Source organism: Streptomyces sp. NPDC002788 (assembly GCF_053592115.1).
In genome coordinates, this window is sequence record NZ_JBSFVB010000002.1 from 134,682 (window position 1) to 150,804 (window position 16,123).

The 16,123-nt window shown below is 72.5% G+C and carries 13 protein-coding genes and 2 pseudogenes; 5 read left to right on the forward strand and 10 right to left on the reverse strand.

Translation table 11 applies throughout. From position 1 onward, the window contains the following. A pseudogene (locus ACWD1U_RS03860) lies at nucleotides 1-620 on the reverse strand (hypothetical protein); the annotation flags it as partial. A 566-nt stretch (nucleotides 621-1,186) separates the two neighbouring features. On the opposite strand from ACWD1U_RS03860, the gene ACWD1U_RS03865 reads away from it, so the two are divergent. Next, nucleotides 1,187-2,398, forward strand: a complete 1,212-nt coding sequence (locus ACWD1U_RS03865; RefSeq protein ID WP_451104140.1) for a glycoside hydrolase family 26 protein — start codon at nucleotides 1,187-1,189, stop codon at nucleotides 2,396-2,398. Nucleotides 2,399-2,428: 30 nt separating this feature from the next. Here ACWD1U_RS03865 and ACWD1U_RS03870 read toward each other — a convergent pair whose 3' ends face one another. Genes ACWD1U_RS03870 through ACWD1U_RS03905 form a run of 8 tightly spaced genes read right to left on the reverse strand, consistent with a single transcriptional unit; the run spans nucleotide 2,429 to nucleotide 11,848 of the window. After that, the gene (locus ACWD1U_RS03870; RefSeq protein WP_451104142.1) at nucleotides 2,429-3,553 is read right to left on the reverse strand and encodes a GNAT family N-acetyltransferase; all 1,125 of its coding nucleotides are present in this window, start codon (nucleotides 3,551-3,553) and stop codon (nucleotides 2,429-2,431) included. After that, nucleotides 3,550-4,206 carry a lipopolysaccharide biosynthesis protein gene (locus ACWD1U_RS03875; protein ID WP_451104144.1) on the reverse strand — a complete coding sequence of 219 codons (657 nt, stop codon included), beginning with the start codon at nucleotides 4,204-4,206 and terminating at the stop codon, nucleotides 3,550-3,552. The genes ACWD1U_RS03870 and ACWD1U_RS03875 overlap by 4 nt, the downstream gene beginning before the upstream one ends. Further along, nucleotides 4,203-5,387 (reverse strand): glycosyltransferase, encoded by a 1,185-nt coding sequence (locus ACWD1U_RS03880; protein ID WP_451104995.1) that lies wholly within the window; start codon nucleotides 5,385-5,387, stop codon nucleotides 4,203-4,205. The genes ACWD1U_RS03875 and ACWD1U_RS03880 overlap by 4 nt, the downstream gene beginning before the upstream one ends. Before the next feature lie 18 nt (nucleotides 5,388-5,405). Further along, the gene (locus ACWD1U_RS03885; RefSeq protein WP_451104146.1) at nucleotides 5,406-6,173 is read right to left on the reverse strand and encodes a polysaccharide deacetylase family protein; all 768 of its coding nucleotides are present in this window, start codon (nucleotides 6,171-6,173) and stop codon (nucleotides 5,406-5,408) included. Further along, nucleotides 6,157-7,806, reverse strand: coding sequence for a murein biosynthesis integral membrane protein MurJ (gene murJ / locus ACWD1U_RS03890; protein WP_451104148.1), 1,650 nt, complete (start codon nucleotides 7,804-7,806; stop codon nucleotides 6,157-6,159). The genes ACWD1U_RS03885 and murJ overlap by 17 nt, the downstream gene beginning before the upstream one ends. After that, nucleotides 7,803-9,161, reverse strand: coding sequence for an O-antigen ligase family protein (locus ACWD1U_RS03895; RefSeq protein WP_451104150.1), 1,359 nt, complete (start codon nucleotides 9,159-9,161; stop codon nucleotides 7,803-7,805). Before ACWD1U_RS03895 ends, murJ begins: the two co-directional genes overlap by 4 nt. 6 nt (nucleotides 9,162-9,167) lie before the next feature. Continuing rightward, nucleotides 9,168-10,640, reverse strand: a complete 1,473-nt coding sequence (locus ACWD1U_RS03900; RefSeq protein ID WP_451104152.1) for an exopolysaccharide biosynthesis polyprenyl glycosylphosphotransferase — start codon at nucleotides 10,638-10,640, stop codon at nucleotides 9,168-9,170. Then, the gene (locus ACWD1U_RS03905) at nucleotides 10,637-11,848 is read right to left on the reverse strand and encodes a glycosyltransferase (RefSeq protein WP_451104154.1); all 1,212 of its coding nucleotides are present in this window, start codon (nucleotides 11,846-11,848) and stop codon (nucleotides 10,637-10,639) included. The genes ACWD1U_RS03900 and ACWD1U_RS03905 overlap by 4 nt, the downstream gene beginning before the upstream one ends. A gap of 380 nt (nucleotides 11,849-12,228) precedes the next feature. Here ACWD1U_RS03905 and ACWD1U_RS03910 point away from each other — a divergent pair, with 380 nt between their 5' ends. The 3 genes from ACWD1U_RS03910 (at nucleotide 12,229) to ACWD1U_RS03920 (ending at nucleotide 14,195) form a co-directional block, all read left to right on the forward strand. After that, nucleotides 12,229-12,543, forward strand: a complete 315-nt coding sequence (locus ACWD1U_RS03910) for a hypothetical protein (RefSeq protein ID WP_451104156.1) — start codon at nucleotides 12,229-12,231, stop codon at nucleotides 12,541-12,543. A 328-nt stretch (nucleotides 12,544-12,871) separates the two neighbouring features. After that, nucleotides 12,872-13,345 (forward strand): tyrosinase family oxidase copper chaperone, encoded by a 474-nt coding sequence (locus ACWD1U_RS03915; RefSeq protein ID WP_451104158.1) that lies wholly within the window; start codon nucleotides 12,872-12,874, stop codon nucleotides 13,343-13,345. Next, complete coding sequence (locus tag ACWD1U_RS03920; RefSeq protein WP_451104160.1) at nucleotides 13,329-14,195, forward strand: tyrosinase family protein; 867 nt, start codon at nucleotides 13,329-13,331, stop codon at nucleotides 14,193-14,195. The genes ACWD1U_RS03915 and ACWD1U_RS03920 overlap by 17 nt, the downstream gene beginning before the upstream one ends. A 152-nt stretch (nucleotides 14,196-14,347) precedes the next feature. Here ACWD1U_RS03920 and ACWD1U_RS03925 read toward each other — a convergent pair whose 3' ends face one another. Continuing rightward, nucleotides 14,348-15,313: a D-2-hydroxyacid dehydrogenase family protein gene (locus tag ACWD1U_RS03925; protein ID WP_451104162.1), complete on the reverse strand. Its 966-nt coding sequence runs from the start codon at nucleotides 15,311-15,313 to the stop codon at nucleotides 14,348-14,350. A 312-nt stretch (nucleotides 15,314-15,625) separates the two neighbouring features. Here ACWD1U_RS03925 and ACWD1U_RS03930 point away from each other — a divergent pair. Further along, nucleotides 15,626-16,108: pseudogene (locus tag ACWD1U_RS03930) on the forward strand (SDR family oxidoreductase); the annotation flags it as partial. Nucleotides 16,109-16,123: the final 15 nt, after the last annotated feature.

Here is a 16,123-nt window from a genome sequence, read left to right on the forward strand (position 1 = left end):
CTCCCACTAGTGACAGTGGGTACGGCGACAGCGGTCCCAGCACACCTCCCACTAGTGACAGTGGGTACGGCGACAGCGGTCCCAGTACACCTCCCACTAGTGACAGTGGGTACGGCGACAGCGGTCCCAGTACACCTCCCAGTAGTGACAGTGGGTACGGCGACAGCGGCCCCACCAGTGCCCCCAGCAGTGCCCCCAGCAGTGCCGGCGGGTATGGCGTCGAGGTCGACGGTGAGGATGCCGACAGTGGTGAGGAAGTAGTCGCCGAGGTCGACGGTGGCGACGGTGACGACGCCGGCAGTGGTGAGGAAGTAGTCGCCGAGGACGACGGTGGTTACGGCGAGGACACCGGTGGGGACGGCGGAGACGCCGGCAGCGGTGAGGAAGTAGTCGCCGAGGACGACGGTGGTTACGGCGAGGATGCCGGTGGCGACGGTGAGGACGCCGGCAGTGGTGAGGACGTAGTCGCCGAGGATGACGGTGGTTACGGCGAGGACATCGGCTCCGGTGATGACGGTGGTTACGGCGAGGATGCCGGCTCCGGTGATGACGGTGGTTACGGCGAGGATGCCGGCTCCGGTGATGACGGTGGTTACGGCGAGGATGCCGGCTACGGTCATGACGGTGACTACGGCGACGACACCGGCTATGGCGACACACCGCCCACCAAGCCGCCGACGTCCCCGCCGCCCACCCACAGGCCGCCGACGACGGAGCCACCCGCATCGACGCCTCCCGCCACCACTCCGCCGGTCAAGGAGCCGCCACGGCACCCCGAGCCCTCGGCGAAGCCGCCGGCGGAACCGCCCCACCTCCCCGAGACCGGTCTCGGCGAGGAGGCCATCGTGGCCTCGGGGGCCGCGGCGCTGCTGCTGACGAGCGGCGTGGTCCTGTACCGACGAGGCAGGGCCGTGTCCCGTCGGTAGTGCTCTGCTCCGGGTGCCTGACGTGCCGCGTCCGGCACCCGAGTGCTTTCCCGGTCCCCAAGGCGGCCCCACCATGCTCAGGTCGCGATTCCGGCCCGCGGCAGGGACCGTACGGCCGTCGGCCCCTCCGTGGGGAAGGGGGTCGGGCGCGGCGAATTCACTTCGTTTTCCTCGGTCACGGCTCAGGGTTCAGTCGGCAATACGGGCACGCACATTTTGCGCGGTTCGGTTGCTGCCGATGGGCGGAGAAAGGGACAGTCATGGCCGGTCAGCAACGGGGGAGCAGAAAATGGCCTCTGTACGTCGCGGCCGGGTTTCTCGCGTCGGCCGCCCTGGTACCGGGACTGGGACACGCCGTGGACCCCGGGGCACAAAAGGCCGCCCAGGCGCCTGTACCCACAGTGCCTGTGCCGACAGCCACCGTCGTCCCGTCCGCGCCACCCGCACCGCTCGCCCCGCAAACCGCCTTCGGCGCCTACCTCCACTACGGCTCGCTCGGAGTGGATCGTACGGCCGGGCTCAGCCGGTGGCTGAACGGGGCCCAACTGCGCGTGGGCCGCACCTATCTGCCGGGTGACCTCTGGAGCAACATCGAGGGCCGGCCCCGCTTCCTCGATGCCTGGGCGGCCTGGCGTCGGGAGAGGGAGGACCGGATGCTCGTCCTCAACGTGCCCATGATGGAGCGCAATGAGGAGGGCGTGTCCGACGCCGAGGTGCGTGCGCTGCTGCGGCGGGGTGCGGCCGGGGAGTTCGACGGGCACTACCGCCGTCTGGCCGAGCGGCTCGTCGCGTTGGGGGTGCCGGACACCGTGCTCGTGCTCGGGTGGGAGATGAACGGCACGACGTACACCCATCGGTGCGGGCCGGACCCGGAGGCCTGGAAGACGTACTGGAACAGAATCGTCACCACCATGCGTTCGGTGACGGGGCAGCGGTTCCGATTCGACTTCGCGCCGAGTCGTGGGCGTGACGCCATTCCCTGGACGGAGTGCTATCCGGGGGACGCCACGGTCGACATCATCGGCATGGACACGTACGACCAGCCGCAGGGGCTGTCCTTCGAGGGACAGGTGACCGAGCCGTACGGGCTGCAGGAACACGTGGACTTCGCGAAGGAACACGGCAAGCCCATTTCGTATCCGGAATGGGGCCTGTTCCGCAACGGCGACAACGCGGATTACATGCGGCGCATGCTTGCCTGGATCGACGAGCACAAGCCGCTGTACCACACGATCACCGACTACTGCCCGCACGGCGTGTGGCAGTGCCGGCGGAACCCGCGGGCGGCCGAGGTGTACCGGTCCGCGCTCTCCGACCCTACGGGGCCCCTGCCGCCCCCGCAGACGCCGCAGCCCGCACCGGTACCTCCGCCGCCCCCGAACTGCTCGCCACTCGATCTGGGCAACTGGGCCGAGTACTGGCTCGGTGGGAGGATCTGCGTCCGCTTCAACTTGTGGTCGCGCATCTGGTGACCCCTCTGGTCCGAGGGGGCGGCGGGAGGCTCAGGTCCTGCCGCCGCCCTGCTCCTTCCATCGGCGCACGAGTTCTCGGACACGGCCGCGTGCGGCGACCTCGCAGACGACCGCCGACAGCAGCGGGGCGGTACGCCGCCGGGCCATCAGCAACCGCTGGTTCGCGACGGGTTGGGGGGCCCACTGGCGCTTGTACGGCTCGCTGCCGCGCAGCAGGCTGAGCGTGCCCCGCTCACCAGTGGCGGTGTACCGGGCGCAGGCCTCCATCAGCATCACGGCGATGTCCGCCTTCCGCTCGCGCAGCACCGGATGGACGCCGGACAGATAGCAGCCCGCCAGGTGCGGGGACAACAGTGTCAGGTCGACGGCCACCACCTCACCGTCCAGCACGAACTCGGTGATCATGGCGTCGCCGGTGCGCACCATCGGGCCGACCGCGCGCACCAGGTGCTCGGCGAACCGCTCCCGGAGGTGCTCCGGTGTCACTCGTCGGCCCTGCCACTGCAGCCGGTGCAGCGCGAGGAGGCGTCCCAGGGCCGCGTCCGCCTCGTCGGGGGACACGGTCCGGTCCACCACGCCCAGCGTGGTCAGCTTGCGCAGCTTGGCCCGCGCCCGGCGGGCCTTCGAGGTGGGCAACTGGGCCGCCAGCTCCTCCAGAGGTACGGCGGGCAACTCCATGCAGAGCGAGTCGCGCACCCGGCGGCGCGGTCCGCGCCAGTGGTCGTAGATGCGCTCGACCGCGCCGCCCGGCCGTACTTCGCGGAAGTCGATCAGTGCGGTGCGGGCGGCAGCCGACAGGGCCTCGGTGAGTGGGGCAGCCGCCCGGTCGGCGTGTTCGTCGTCGAGCAGCACGTCCCCGAAGTCGGAGATGGCCCCGCCCAGTGGGACCAGCCGGGGCAGTGGAGGCCCGAGGAGCATCAGCGGCGCGACCGCCCGCAGTTCGTTCCCGTCGCGCACCAGCAGCAGCCGCAGCCGGCCGGGCCTGCCGTACGACGTCCACCACGAGTGCAGCCAGGCGTGACTCTGGAACGGCGTCGCCGCACCGCACCTGCGGTACAGGCGTTCCCAGGCGGGGGCCAGTGCGGCGAATTCCCGCTCGTCCGTGCACAGTTCGGCCCGTAGGGTGCCGCCGCAGGCCTGCAACGTCGCGCTCACCGCTGTCCGTGCCCATCGGCGGCGGCGCGGCGCGGACGGACCAGCAGCGCGAGGCCGCCCAGCAGGCCGCCCGCGCTCGCGCCCACCAGGCCGGTCAGCACGGGGGACGCCGAGGACGGTTCGGTGGGCCTGACCGCCCGGGAGAACTGCTGGAGTTCGACGTGTGTGGCGTCCTTGGCGTGGTGGGCGTGCCGGGTCAGGGCACGGGTGACCGCGTTGGCCATGTCGACGGCGAGATCGGGGCGTGCTGCGGTGGCCGTTACTGCGACCATCGGCGCGTCCGGGGAGGTCGCCGACCGCACGCTCTCGCGTAGCGTCCGCGCGGGCACGCCCGCCCCCACCTGGGCGTCCCCGAGCACCGCGAGCTGCGTGGCGACGCGGCCGTATGCCTGGGCGAAGCCGAGGGCCGCCTGCGGGTCCGCCTTCGCGGTCGGTACGGCGAGGACGTATGCCGTGGCCGAGTACGCGGGCGGTGTGAGGGCGCCATAGGCGCCGCCGGCCAGAGCACCGGCGAGGGCGCCGGCCGCGAGCAGGGACCACGGCGGCAGCGCTCTCGGGCGCCTCAGTACGGGGTGCCGGCGGGCCGGGGCTGTCGGGGGCGCGGGGGGTGCCGGAGGGTTCTCGGTTGTCGGAGATTCGGTAGTGGAGGTCATGAGAGGGACACTTCCAGAGGTGACGGTGACGAGCGGGGAACAGCGGCCGCGTACACGTCCATGAGCCGTGCGGCGGTGCGCGTGATGCAGTAGTGGCGGGCGGCGGCGGAGACGGGGCGGCTCGGCGGACGAGACCGCCCTGCCTCGGTCAGGGAGCGGCTCTCGACCAGGGCGCGGCTCTCGACCAGGGCGCGGGCGAACGCGTCCGCGCCGCCCCGCACCCTGCGCGCTCCGGCGGCGAGGCGCGGCGGGAGGTCCTCGACGGCCGGACAGGAGGCGTACAGCACCGGCAGCCCCGCCGCCAAGCCCTCCACGACGGCGAGGCCGAAGGCCTCCTCCGGGCTCGGCGAGGCGAGCACGTCCATCGCCGAGGTCAACGACGGCAGATCGACTCCGCGGGTGCCGTCGGCGTCGTACGGCTGTTCGCCGGTGAACAGCACCCGGTCGGTCACCCCGGCCCGCGCGGCGGTGCGCCGCAGCATGTTCTCCTCCGGGCCACCGCCGACCAGCAGGAGCCGGTAGTCGCGGGGGAGCTGAGCCAGGGCGCCGATCAGGACGCCGAACCGCTTGCCCGCGGTCAACCGGCCGATGCCGCCGACGACGTACGCGTCCTGTGGCAGTCCGAGACGGCTGCGGGTGCGCTCGCGGCTGACCGGGTCGAAGCGGAAGCGGGCCACGTCGATGCCGTTGGGCACGACTTCGATTCGCGGCTCGGGCACACCCCAGCGCCGGAGCCGGTCGGCCACCGTGGGCGAGACCGCGACCGTGGCGTGGCCCAGCCGCTCGCTGGCCAGGTACAGCGCGCGCACGCCGGCGGTCAGGGAGCGGCCCTCCAGTTGCGTGCCGCCGAGTGAGTGTTCGGTGGCCACCACCGCCCGGACGCCCGCCAGGCGCGCGGCGATCCTGCCGTACACGCAGGCCCGGTAGAGGTGGGTGTGCACGAGGTCGTAGCGGCCGGACCGGATCAGGCGGACCAGACGGGGCAGGGCGGACAGGTCATGGTTGCCGGACATGCCGAGGTGGATGACGCGGACACCGTCCGCCGTCAGGCCCTCGGCGACCGGGCCGGGGTTGGTGAGCGTGACGACGTCGCAGTCGGCGGGCAGGTGGCGCAGCAGCAGCCGGAGTTGCTGTTCGGCACCGCCGACGCCGAGACCGGTGATGATGTGCAGGGCCCTCAGCCCGGGCATGGCTGAGGCTCACACTCCCTCGACGGGATGGCGACGCAGCAGGTGCTTCAGGCGCAGCCGCCAGGCAGTGTCCCGTTCGCCGATGTGGACGCGGGGGAGGGCGAGAAGGCCGGACAGGTCACCGGGGCCGGTGGCGCAGGCGTAGCTGTAGCCCGCGTCCCGTACGGCGTCGACGGCGCGGCGGTCCAGCCGTCCGTACGGGTAGCAGAAGCCGGGGACGTCCGCCCCGGTCACCTCGCGGAGCGCTGCTCTGCTGTCCCTCACCTCGGCGCGGAGCAGGGCGTCGTCGGCCCGGGTCAGGTCCACGTGCGTGAGGCCGTGCGAGCCGATCTCGACGCCCTCGGCGGCGGCGCGCCGGATGCCCTCCGCCGACAGCAGTGGCTTGCGCGGACCGTCCGGGTCCCAGGCGTTCTCGCCGCCCAGCCTGCCCGGCAGCACGAACAGGGTGGCGCCGCAGGCGTGGCGGCGCAGCAGCGGCAGGGCGTGCGTGAGGAAGTCGGCGTACCCGTCGTCGAAGGTCAGCCCCACCAGGTCCTGTCCCTCCCCCCGGGCGCGCGCGGCGAGCAGCTCGTGCACACCGACGCCGCGCAGGCCCCGGCGGCGGAGCCAGCCGAGCTGCCGGTCCAGGCGGCCGGGTGAGACGGTGACGCGGTACGGGTCGTCGGAGCAGTCGCCGACGGAGTGGTACATCGCCACCCAGGGGGGCGGGCCCGGTCTGCGCCGGGGCCTGTCGGGGCAGGGGGCGGTGGAAGGGCCGTGGTCAGCGGAAACGAGCATGTGGAAGCCTCCGGGTGACGGTGCGGAGTGCGGATGCGAGGGGCTGCTCGCCCGGCATCCTGGCGAGCAGGAAGAAGACGACGGTCACGGCCGTGCCGCCGGCCGCGAACCCGAGAGTGGGGGAGTCGACGAGGCTCGCGCAGAACCAGCCCACGCCACAGGCGACCACCGCCGCGCGCAGCGGCCTGCCCATCGCGGCCAGCAGCGGCCGGACGCGGATCGGCACGCCGTGCGTCTCCATGCCGTACAGCAGGATCAGGGCGGTGAGGGTGATGCCGGCCGCGTTGGCCGCGGTGATCCCCAGGACGCCCCACGAGCCGACCGTCACCGCGCCGATCCACGAGGTGGCGACGATCCCGGCGGTCATCGCGGCCACCGGGTACCAGGTGGGCCGCCCGGCCGCGAAATACGACCGGACGAGCGCGCCCACCAGGGCGTGGCCGAGCAGCCCGAGCGCGTACACGCGCATGACGGCGGCGGTGGCCGCGGTGTCCTGCGCGGTGAACGCGCCCCGCTGGAACAGGATGTGGACGAGCTGCGAGGCACAGGCGACGACGGCCGCGGTGCCCAGCAGCACGAAGGACGACACCGCCCGGACGTCGCGCTCGACGCGGTCGCGGGCCCGCTCGGCGTCGCCCTGGGCCAGCGCCTGCGACACGACCGGGAAGGTGACCGTGCACAGCATCAGGGCGAGCATCATCGGCAGTTGGGCCACCTTCTGGGCGTAGTTCAGATGCGAGATGGCGCCGGCGGGGAGCGAGGAGGCCAGGAAACGCTCGATGAGGACCTGCGACTGGCGGCACAGGGCGAAGAGCAGGACGGTGACGATGAGGGCGAGGCTCATGGAGTGCCGCGATACTCCCCTGGCTGCCGCGGCTGTCTCTGCGGCTGTCGGCACGCGGCGCAACCGCCGTAGCAGCGACGGAAGCTGGGTGACGACCATGAGTGCGCCGCCCACCGCGACGCCGATCGCCGCCGCCCGTACGCCCCAGCGTGCGGCGAGGACGAACATCGCCGTGATGATGGCCGCGTTGTAGGCGACGTAGATGGCCGCGGGCGCGACGAACCGGCGGTGCGCGCGCAGGGCCGCGCTGCAGTAGCCGGCGAGGCCGAAGGTAAGGACGCAGGTGCCGGTCAGCCGGGTGCAGTCCACAGCGAGCCCGGGGTCCGGGAGCCCTGGCGCCAGCAGCCGGACCAGGTACGGCGCCCCCCAGACGACCAGGGCCGACGCCACGGAGAACGCCAGTGCCAGGCGGGGCAGCGTGCCGCGGACCAGTGCGCGCACCGGGTCGCCCGTGCCGTCCCGGGCGCGGCGGGCCAGGACCGCGCTGAACGCCGGTACGAGCGCGAAGGCCAGCCCGTCCTCGATCAGCAGCGTCGCCGCGAACTCCGGCACGGTCCAGGCGACCAGGAAGGCGTCGGTCTCGCTCCCCGCTCCGAAGAGGTGGGCCAGCACCTGGTCCCGGCCGAGGCCCAGCAGAGCACCGGCCAGGGAGAGAGCGACGGTGACGAGGGCGGCCCTGGCGAGGAAACCCTGCGAGACGGTCCCGGCGCCGCTGGTCTCGGGGCCCTCGGTTCCGGCGTGCGCCAGGGGGACGGTGACGTCCTCGGCCCGTGGCGGGGTGACGGTCATCGTGCCGCGGCCTCCCTGGGGACGGTCGGGGCGGGACCTGCCAGCGCCCACCACGCCGACAGGCCGAGGCAGACGGCGGTGAGTACGGTCGAGGGGCCGCCGATGTCGGCGTACGCGAAGTTGACCAGGTGCCAGACCAGCAGGCCGCAGGCGACGAGCGCGCAGTCGAGCCCGGGATCCCTCGCTCGCCGGACCCGCGCCAGCCTGCGCAGCCCCAGCACCAGCAGCGCCAGCCAGCTCCCCGCCAGCGTCAGCAGCCCGATCAGCCCCTGTTCGCCGAGCACCAGCAGGTACATGCTGTGCGGTGACAGCAGCGGCTGCTTCCGGTACGCCGCGCCCGCGCCCTCCGTGTCGCTGCCCGACGACAGCGCCAGCGAGGCGTGCCCGTCGCGGTGCTCGGGGAAGCCCTTGAGGCCGACGCCCGTCAGCGGTCGCTCGCGCCACATGCCGGCGGCTGCCGCCCACAGGGCGTACCGGTCGGAGACCGACTGGTCGGGAGCGTCGGCGACCTGCCCGATGCTGCTGAGCCTCTCGTGCAGCAGCGTGGAGCCGACACCGAACCCGCCGACGAGGATTACGGCGACGGCGGCCCCGACCGCGCCCACCCCGACCGCGCGTCGCAGACCCGCCAGGACCAGTTGCGCCGTACAGGCGAGGACCGTCGCGATCCACGCGCCCCGGCTGAAGGACACCGCCAGCGGCACCACCAGCAGCAGCGCGCACACCAGGGCCCACAGCCGCCCCCAAGCTCTCGGCTCCGCCCGAGCAGGGAGGTGCCCTCTCCGTACCGGTGCGGAGCCCAGCGCCAGCCCCACCGCGCACACCAGCCCGAAGGCGACCACGGTCGCCATCCCCATGACGTCGCCGGGGCCGAAGGTGCCGACGGCGCGGATCTCGCGGCCCATGTACGAGGCGCCGGTCCCGGTCGCGTACTGGTGCACCCCGACGGCTCCCTGCCACACCGCGAGCGCCACCACCGACCAGGCCAGCAGGCGGACGTCTCGCCGATCGCGGACGAGCAGCAGGACGGCGGCCGGGACGAGGACGAAGATCTGCAGATAGCGCACGAAGCCCCCGGCCGCCGTGCCCGCCACTTCGGCCCCCGCCGCCGCGACCGCGAGCCCCACCACGGGCAGGCCCAGGACCACGGCGGCGGTGGGCGACAGGGGACGTCGCCGCTGGTACAGAAGACGTACGGCGCAGCACAGGACGACGGCACCGGAGGCGGCGTCGGCGGGCGTCGCGCCGCCCTCCCCGCCCCGTGCGGCGGGCAGCGCGAGCAGGGCGATCACCGCGACCACCGGCAGGACGGGGGTCAGCCGGCGGGCGGCGGGCAGGACGCATGCGTGGCTCACCGGTGTTCAGCTCCCCGTCGGCCGTACCAGCACGGCGGCGGTGCGCAGCAGGATGCAGACGTCCTGCCACAGCGACCAGTCGTCGATGTACGCGTTGTCGAACCGGGCGCGGTCCTCGATGGAGGTGTCGCCGCGCAGCCCGTGGATCTGGGCGAACCCGGTGAGGCCGGTCCGTACGCGGTGGCGGGCGGCGTAACCGGGGTAGGTCTGGCTGAACACGTCGACGAAGTACGGCCGTTCGGGGCGCGGCCCGACCAGGGTCATGTCGCCCCGGAAGACGTTCCACAACTGGGGCAGCTCGTCGAGCGAGGTGCGGCGCAGGAAGCGGCAGAAGCGGCTCATTTTCCGTTCGCCCGCCACGCTCCAGCGGGTCGCCGCCTCGTGCGGGTCGGCCGGGCGATGGGTGCGGAACTTCAGCAGAGTGAAGGTGCGGCCGTCCCTGCCGACGCGCTCCTGGCGGAAGAGGACCTGGGGCCCGTCGCTGATCCGCAGCACGAGCGCGCAGACCAGCAGCACCGGGCCGGCGAGGAGGAGCAGGATCCCGGAGACAAGGACGTCGAGGCCTCGCTTGGCGGGGCTGTCGGGGCGTCGGCCGACATCCAGGCGACAGCAGGAGAAGCCCGCGATCCGCTCGCGCTGGGACCGGCGGCGGGGAGTGCGTCCGGCCTCGTCGTACGCCGTGGCCCCGGTCCGGTCGGGTGCCGGCAGGCCCGCGTCGACCTCCCAGAGCACGCAGCCCGCCTCGGCCAACTTCCGCAGCAGCTCGGCGCGTTCGCCTGCGGGGCCCACGATGAGCACGGCCCGCACATTGTTCTGGATGACGGCCCGCTGCGCCTCCTCGTCCGTGCTGAGCACCGGCAGCCCCTCGCCGTCGGCCCCGCCGTCGGACAGGACACCGACCGGCCTGAGACCGGACCCGGGGTGGCGCAGGAAGGCGGCGGCCACGCGCGGGGCGGTGGCGGCCGGGCCGACGACGAGGGTCGCGGCGGGATGGCGGGCCAGCGCCCGGCGGCGGTGCCAGTGCGCCGCGCCGCGGCCCGCCCAACTCGCTGCCGACTGCAGGACGCAGCCGGTCAGCAGCGTACGGACGGACAGGGCGTGTGCGGGGGAGAGCGACGCGACCATGGCCGCGAGCGCGCACCAGCTCACCGCGATCCGTGCGCAGACGGCGGGGAGTTCGTCGAGGACGGCGGGTACGGCCGCGGGGCGGTACAAAGCCGCCCGGGCGTTCAGACAGAGGACGGCGAGCAGCAGGGACGCGGTCACCAGGGGATGCGGGAGGGCGGGGGCAGCGGTGAGCGCGGCGACCGCGTCCGCGACGAGCAGGGGCAGCACGGTGGTGCGCCGCTTCGCGGTGCGCCGCCCGGCGGGAAGCCGCAAGTCGCCGACGACGACGCGCGGGTGGATGACCGAGACGGGAGGGAGTCCCCGCTCGGGTGGCGGGCCACCAGGGGGAGGGACGGTACGTTCGGCGGTCACGAGCGGATCGACTCCCTGCACTCGGTGGGTCCCGCGCGGTGGGCCGGCGTGCGCCGGACGTCGAGCAGTTCGCGGTAGAGATCCGCGACCGCCTCGGCCGAGCGCCGCACGTCGTGCGCGGCCAGTACATGGCGGCGGCCCTGGGCTCCGAGCGACTCGCGCAGCAGCGGGTCGAGCAGCGTCCTGGTGAGCGCGTCGGCCAACGGGCCCGGCCGGCCCGGTGGCACCAGACAGTGCGCCGTGTGACCGGGCGGCAGACTCTCGCGTGCTCCGGCCACGTCCGTGACCACCACGGGACGCTCGCACGCCATCGCCTCCAGCGGGGCGAGCGCCATGCCTTCCCAACGGGACGGCAGTACCACGAGGTCGGCGGCCTGGTACCAGGGGACGACATCGGCGACGGCCCCGGTGAACAGCACGCCCTCGTCCGCGCGGTGCCGCAGGGACCGCTCCTGCGGCCCGTCCCCGACGAGCGCCAGCCGGGCTCCGGGCACCCCTCGCAATACCGAGGGCCACGCCTCGAGCAGCACGTCCTGCCCTTTCTGCCGGCACAGCCGCCCCACACAGACCACTAGCAAAGCGGCCGGATCAAGCTCGGCGAGCGGTGCCAGGGCCGTGCGTACGGCGGCGACGGCGGCGGGGTGGAAACGCACCGGATCGATGCCGTTGGGGATCACCCGCCACTGGGCGCGCACCCCCGCGCGTTGGCCTCTCGTGCGCTCGGCCTTGCTGACGCACACCACGCGGGTGGTCCAGCGCGCCGCCCACCGTTCCCACGCCGTGGCGATCGCCGCGGTGACCCCGCCGACCGCCTCGAACGACCAGGCGTGCGGCTGGAACACCGTCGGGATCCGCCCTCGCACCGCCAGTCGGGCCGCGAGTCCGGCCTTGGCGCTGTGCGCGTGCAGCACATCGGGCCGCACCTGTTCGACGACACGAGCGAGCCGGAGCACCTCACCGGCGAGCGGCGGTCCCGGCGCACGTGTGGCGGGCCAGTGCCGTACGTCCGCGCCGAGTTCCCGCAGTGCCTGTCGCAGGCCCCCGTCGGGGCAAGCGACCGTGACGTCGAATCCGGCCGCACGCTGGTTGCGCGCCAGTTCGGCGACCACGCCGGCGACGCCGCCGTCAACCGGCTGGGTGACGTGCAGAACGCGGAGTGAGGTCCCCAGCCGCGTCGTGCCTGACGGCCCGGAAAGTCGGCCGGCCATCACCGCGGGGGACAGCCTTGAGGACGACCGTCCTGCTTTGACGGGTCGTCAGGCAAGAGGCTCTCCCCGTATGCCCTGGTGGGAAGACCTTGGGAGTGACGCATGGCCGGCGTTGCTCCTTCACGGGAAACACAGGTTTGTCGGCTCGTTCGACGCGTCAATCTATCCCGGCATTAAGGAAATACGGAATAAGACATGCGCGTATACGGAAATGCCATCCTTTCGTCAGATGTCCGTCCGGTCCTGGCGACGCCCGGCCTGGTTCCCGGGTCGTGCGCCGAATGGGGAGGGGGCGGCGGGCGTCCCCGGCCGCACGTCTGACCAGTGAAAGGAACTCCTATGCCCGCTGCCTCGGCCCAGCGCATTGCGTCGTCCGCACCGTGCGCCACCCCGCGCCGGCGTCGCGGCTTCCGCTGCCCTGGCTGCCGACACGATGTGCGGCCGCGCGCGAGGCGGCCCCCGCCACCGACGCGGTCACCCTCCAGACCCACGTCCAGCGGCCGGGCTGCATCGGCACCGTGGTGCCGCCGGTCACCGCGCTGATGGACGCCTCGGCCAAGGCCGAAAAAGGTCAGCTTCCGGCCCCGGAGGCTGCCGGGCTCGGCGACACCGCCGGCATCGCCGTCACCGCCGCACTGACGCACTCGACGGCTCCCAACCACTCCCGCGGCTCCCTGGTGCTGATACGAGGATGAGAAAGGCGGATAAGACATGCCCTTCATTCGGGTGACCTTCGGTGTGGGCCCCCGTACTTTTCCGCGTGCGGGGTTTCCGCTCGGTCCAAGGCTCGTTGAAGGCCGTGAAGTAATTGGCGCTGGTGACTTTTCGAACTGCCGCCGAGTCCCGTCGAGCGTGTGCCACTGGACCGCCTTTTTCAGGGCGAGGAGGAGACAGACAGTGCGAACCGGCAAACCACCGCAGCCGCAACCAGCGCGCCCCCCGGCGCCCACGACGGTCACCCCCGCGGCTGCCGACTCCGCGCAGCGGGCACAGTCGCCCGCCGTCCACCACGCCAGGACCACGGTGCGACGCCGTGTGCTGTGGGGGCTGTCCGCATCGGCGTTCACGGTGGCTTTCGCCCCGGCCCTGGTGGCGCTGGGGACGACGTCCCCGAGGGCGTCGGGACCGGAGGGGAAGACGCCGGGACGGTCCGGAGACGAGGAACGGTTCGACGAGACCTACCGCGGGCGCCGCATCGCAGGTGTCAGATACGGCGCCGGGCGGCCCGGGGAGGACGGCCTGAGCGTGTGGCACGTCACCGTGGACGGGCGGCCGTTGCATCTGATGCGCCGGGCGGACGGCAGCTGGATGAGCATGGTCGACCACTACCAGTCGTACGCGACCCCGCTCGCCGCCGCGCGCGCCGCGGTCGACGAACTCGGCCCCGTCGCACGGCTGGGCACGCCGGGAGAGCGGAGCGGTCGCACGGAGGACAGCCGTACGGCGAACGGGAACAAGGGCGCCGAGGGGGAGCACCGCCATGGTGTACACGCGTAAGGACGTCAGCACGCTCACCCGGTCCGAACGGCGGCGGCTCGTCAACGCGCTGCTGGAGCTCAAACGACGCGGTGAGTACGACGAGTTCGTGCGTATGCACATCGAGTACTACGCCCCCGACGGTGAGGGCGGCCTGCGCGCCGCCCACATGGCACCTTCCTTCCTGCCCTGGCACCGCAAATTCCTGCTGGACCTGGAGAACGCGCTGCGCCGCGTGGACGAGTCGGTGACCGTGCCGTACTGGGACTGGACGCGCAACCGCACGCCGACGGCCGTGCCGTGGACCGATGACCTGCTCGGCGGCACCGGGCGGCGTTCCGACCGGCAGGTGATGTCCGGCCCCTTCGCCTACCGCCACGGCAGCTGGACGATCAAGGTGGGGATCACCGACACGGAGTACCTCACGCGCGAGCTGGGCCGCCCCCGGGACCCGATCGCGCTGCCCAGGGCCGGGGATCTCGAAGGGGCCCTCAACGATCCCGTCTACGACACGGCACCCTGGAACTCCCAATCGACCAAAGGGTTCCGCAACAAGCTGGAGGGGTGGGGGCCCGGACGAGGACCCACTTCGTGGCGCACCCACAACCGGGTCCACCGTTGGGTCGGGGGCCACATGACGGGCGGGGCATCCGTCAACGACCCCGTCTTCTGGATGCACCACGCGTTCGTGGATCTTCTCTGGTTCCGCTGGCAGCGACGGCACCCGGGCGCCCGCTATCTCCCCGCGAAGCCGCTCGCCCGAGGGGACGCACAACGCGGCCGAGTCGTCGCGCGGCACGAGAAAATGCCGCCATGGGGCGTCACACCGGACGAGTTGGAGGACCAGAGCCAGATCTACCGGTACGCGTAGCAGGGACGAGCCGTGTACGGGTGAGGCTGCGAAACGCGCGGCACGCGAACGGGCACGGCGAGGCCCGTGGCGCGTGCCGCGGGGACGGTCCGGTTGCAGCCGCCGACGCAGGCGCCGTGACCGCCGGGCGGGGCGTCACCAGGCCGCGCACCTCAATGGGGCGCCAGGAGCCGTACGGGCGAACCGGCCAGAAAGGCTCGAATGTTCTCGACCGCCTGGCCGTAGTACGTGGCGTAGTTGGCCCGGGAGACGTAGCCGAGGTGCGGGGTGGCGAGGAGGCGGGGGGCCGTGCGCATCGGGTGGCCGGCGGGAAGGGGCTCGACGTCGAAGACGTCGACGCCGGCACCGGCGATACGGCCCTCGTGCAGGGCGGCGAGGAGCGCGTCCTGGTCGACGATGGCCGCCCGTGAGGTGTTGACCAGGTACGCGGTCGGCTTCATCAGGGCGAGTTCCGCGGGGCCGAGCAGGCCGCGGGTGCGGTCGCTCAACGCGAGGTGGACCGAGACGAAGTCGCTGTTCGCGAGCAGGTCTTCCTTGGAGGGAGCGAGTTCGACGCCGACCTCGCCGGCGCGCTCGCGGGTGAGGTTCTGGCTCCAGGCGTGGACTTCCATGCCGAAGGCGAGGCCGACCTGGGCGACACGGCTGCCGATCTTCCCCAGGCCGAGAAGTCCGAGGCGCCGGCCGTGCAGGTCGGCGCCGACCGTGCTCTGCCAAGGGCCGCCGGAGCGCAGGGCGCCGCTCTCCTCGACGATGCCGCGGGCGAGGCCGAGCAGCAGGGCCCAGGTCAGTTCGACGGGCGGAGTCGAGGAACTGGCCGTGCCGCACACCGCGACGCCGTGCGCCTCGGCGGCCGCGTAGTCGATGACCGAGTTGCGCATGCCGGAGGCGACGAGCAGTTTCAGCCGGGGCAGCCGGGCGAACAGCGACCCGGGGAACGACACGCGCTCGCGCAGGGTCACCACGATGTCGAAGTCTGCCAGCGCCGCGGTCAGGGCGTCCTCGTCGGCGAGGTGACTGTCGAAGGACACGACCTCCACGTTGTCCGCGACCACCGACCAGTCGGCCACCTCGGTCGCCACCTTCTGGAAGTCGTCCAGCACAGCACAGCGCAGTCGCACGTCACACCTCTCCCACGGCCTGATCCGGGTCCACGGGACCATGATCGGGGAGGAGCGGAGCGGCGGGAAGGCCTCCGGCGGCGTGGAGGGGGGCAGGGGGCCAGGCCGGCGGTGACGTCGTACGGCTCCCCACTCGTCGAAAGCTGCACCGGCCTGCCGTCGGCACGTGTTGGTTGTCGTCTGCGTGCCCGGAGAGGTACGCGGATGAGGGTGCCCAGCTCGCGACACGTGCCGATCTTCTTGACCTCGAGTTTGGTCGACGTCTTAGCGTCACGGCATGTCGATCACCGCCTGACGTCAGGAGAAGACCTCATGATCCTCGTTACCGGAGCCACCGGAAATATAGGAAGTGCCCTCTTACAAGAGCTCCAGGCGTTCGACGCCGGACCATTGAGGGGGCTCACCCGTGACATTGCACGGGCCGCGTTCCCGGCAGGGGTCGAAGCCGTTGCGGGTGACGTCGATAAGACGGGTTCACTGAAGCCCGCATTGGAGGGGGTCCGATCGCTGTTCCTTGTGTCACGGGTGGGTTCGGACGGCGAGATCATCGAGGCAGCCCAGCGGGCAGGCGTGGAACACGTAGTGCTGGTCTCGTCCATTACCGTCCAGACCCATCCGCACCTGGGCCCCGCCGCCGGCGAGAACCTGACTGTGGAGCAGCTACTCAAGGACAGCGGCATGACGTGGACGATCCTGCGGCCGACGCAGTTCGCCTCGAATGCCCTGTGGTGGGCGGGAACGATCCGCGAGCACGAAACGGTCCGCGTGCCCTATGCGGACATCGGCCTCCCTCACGCGAGCAGTGAGCGC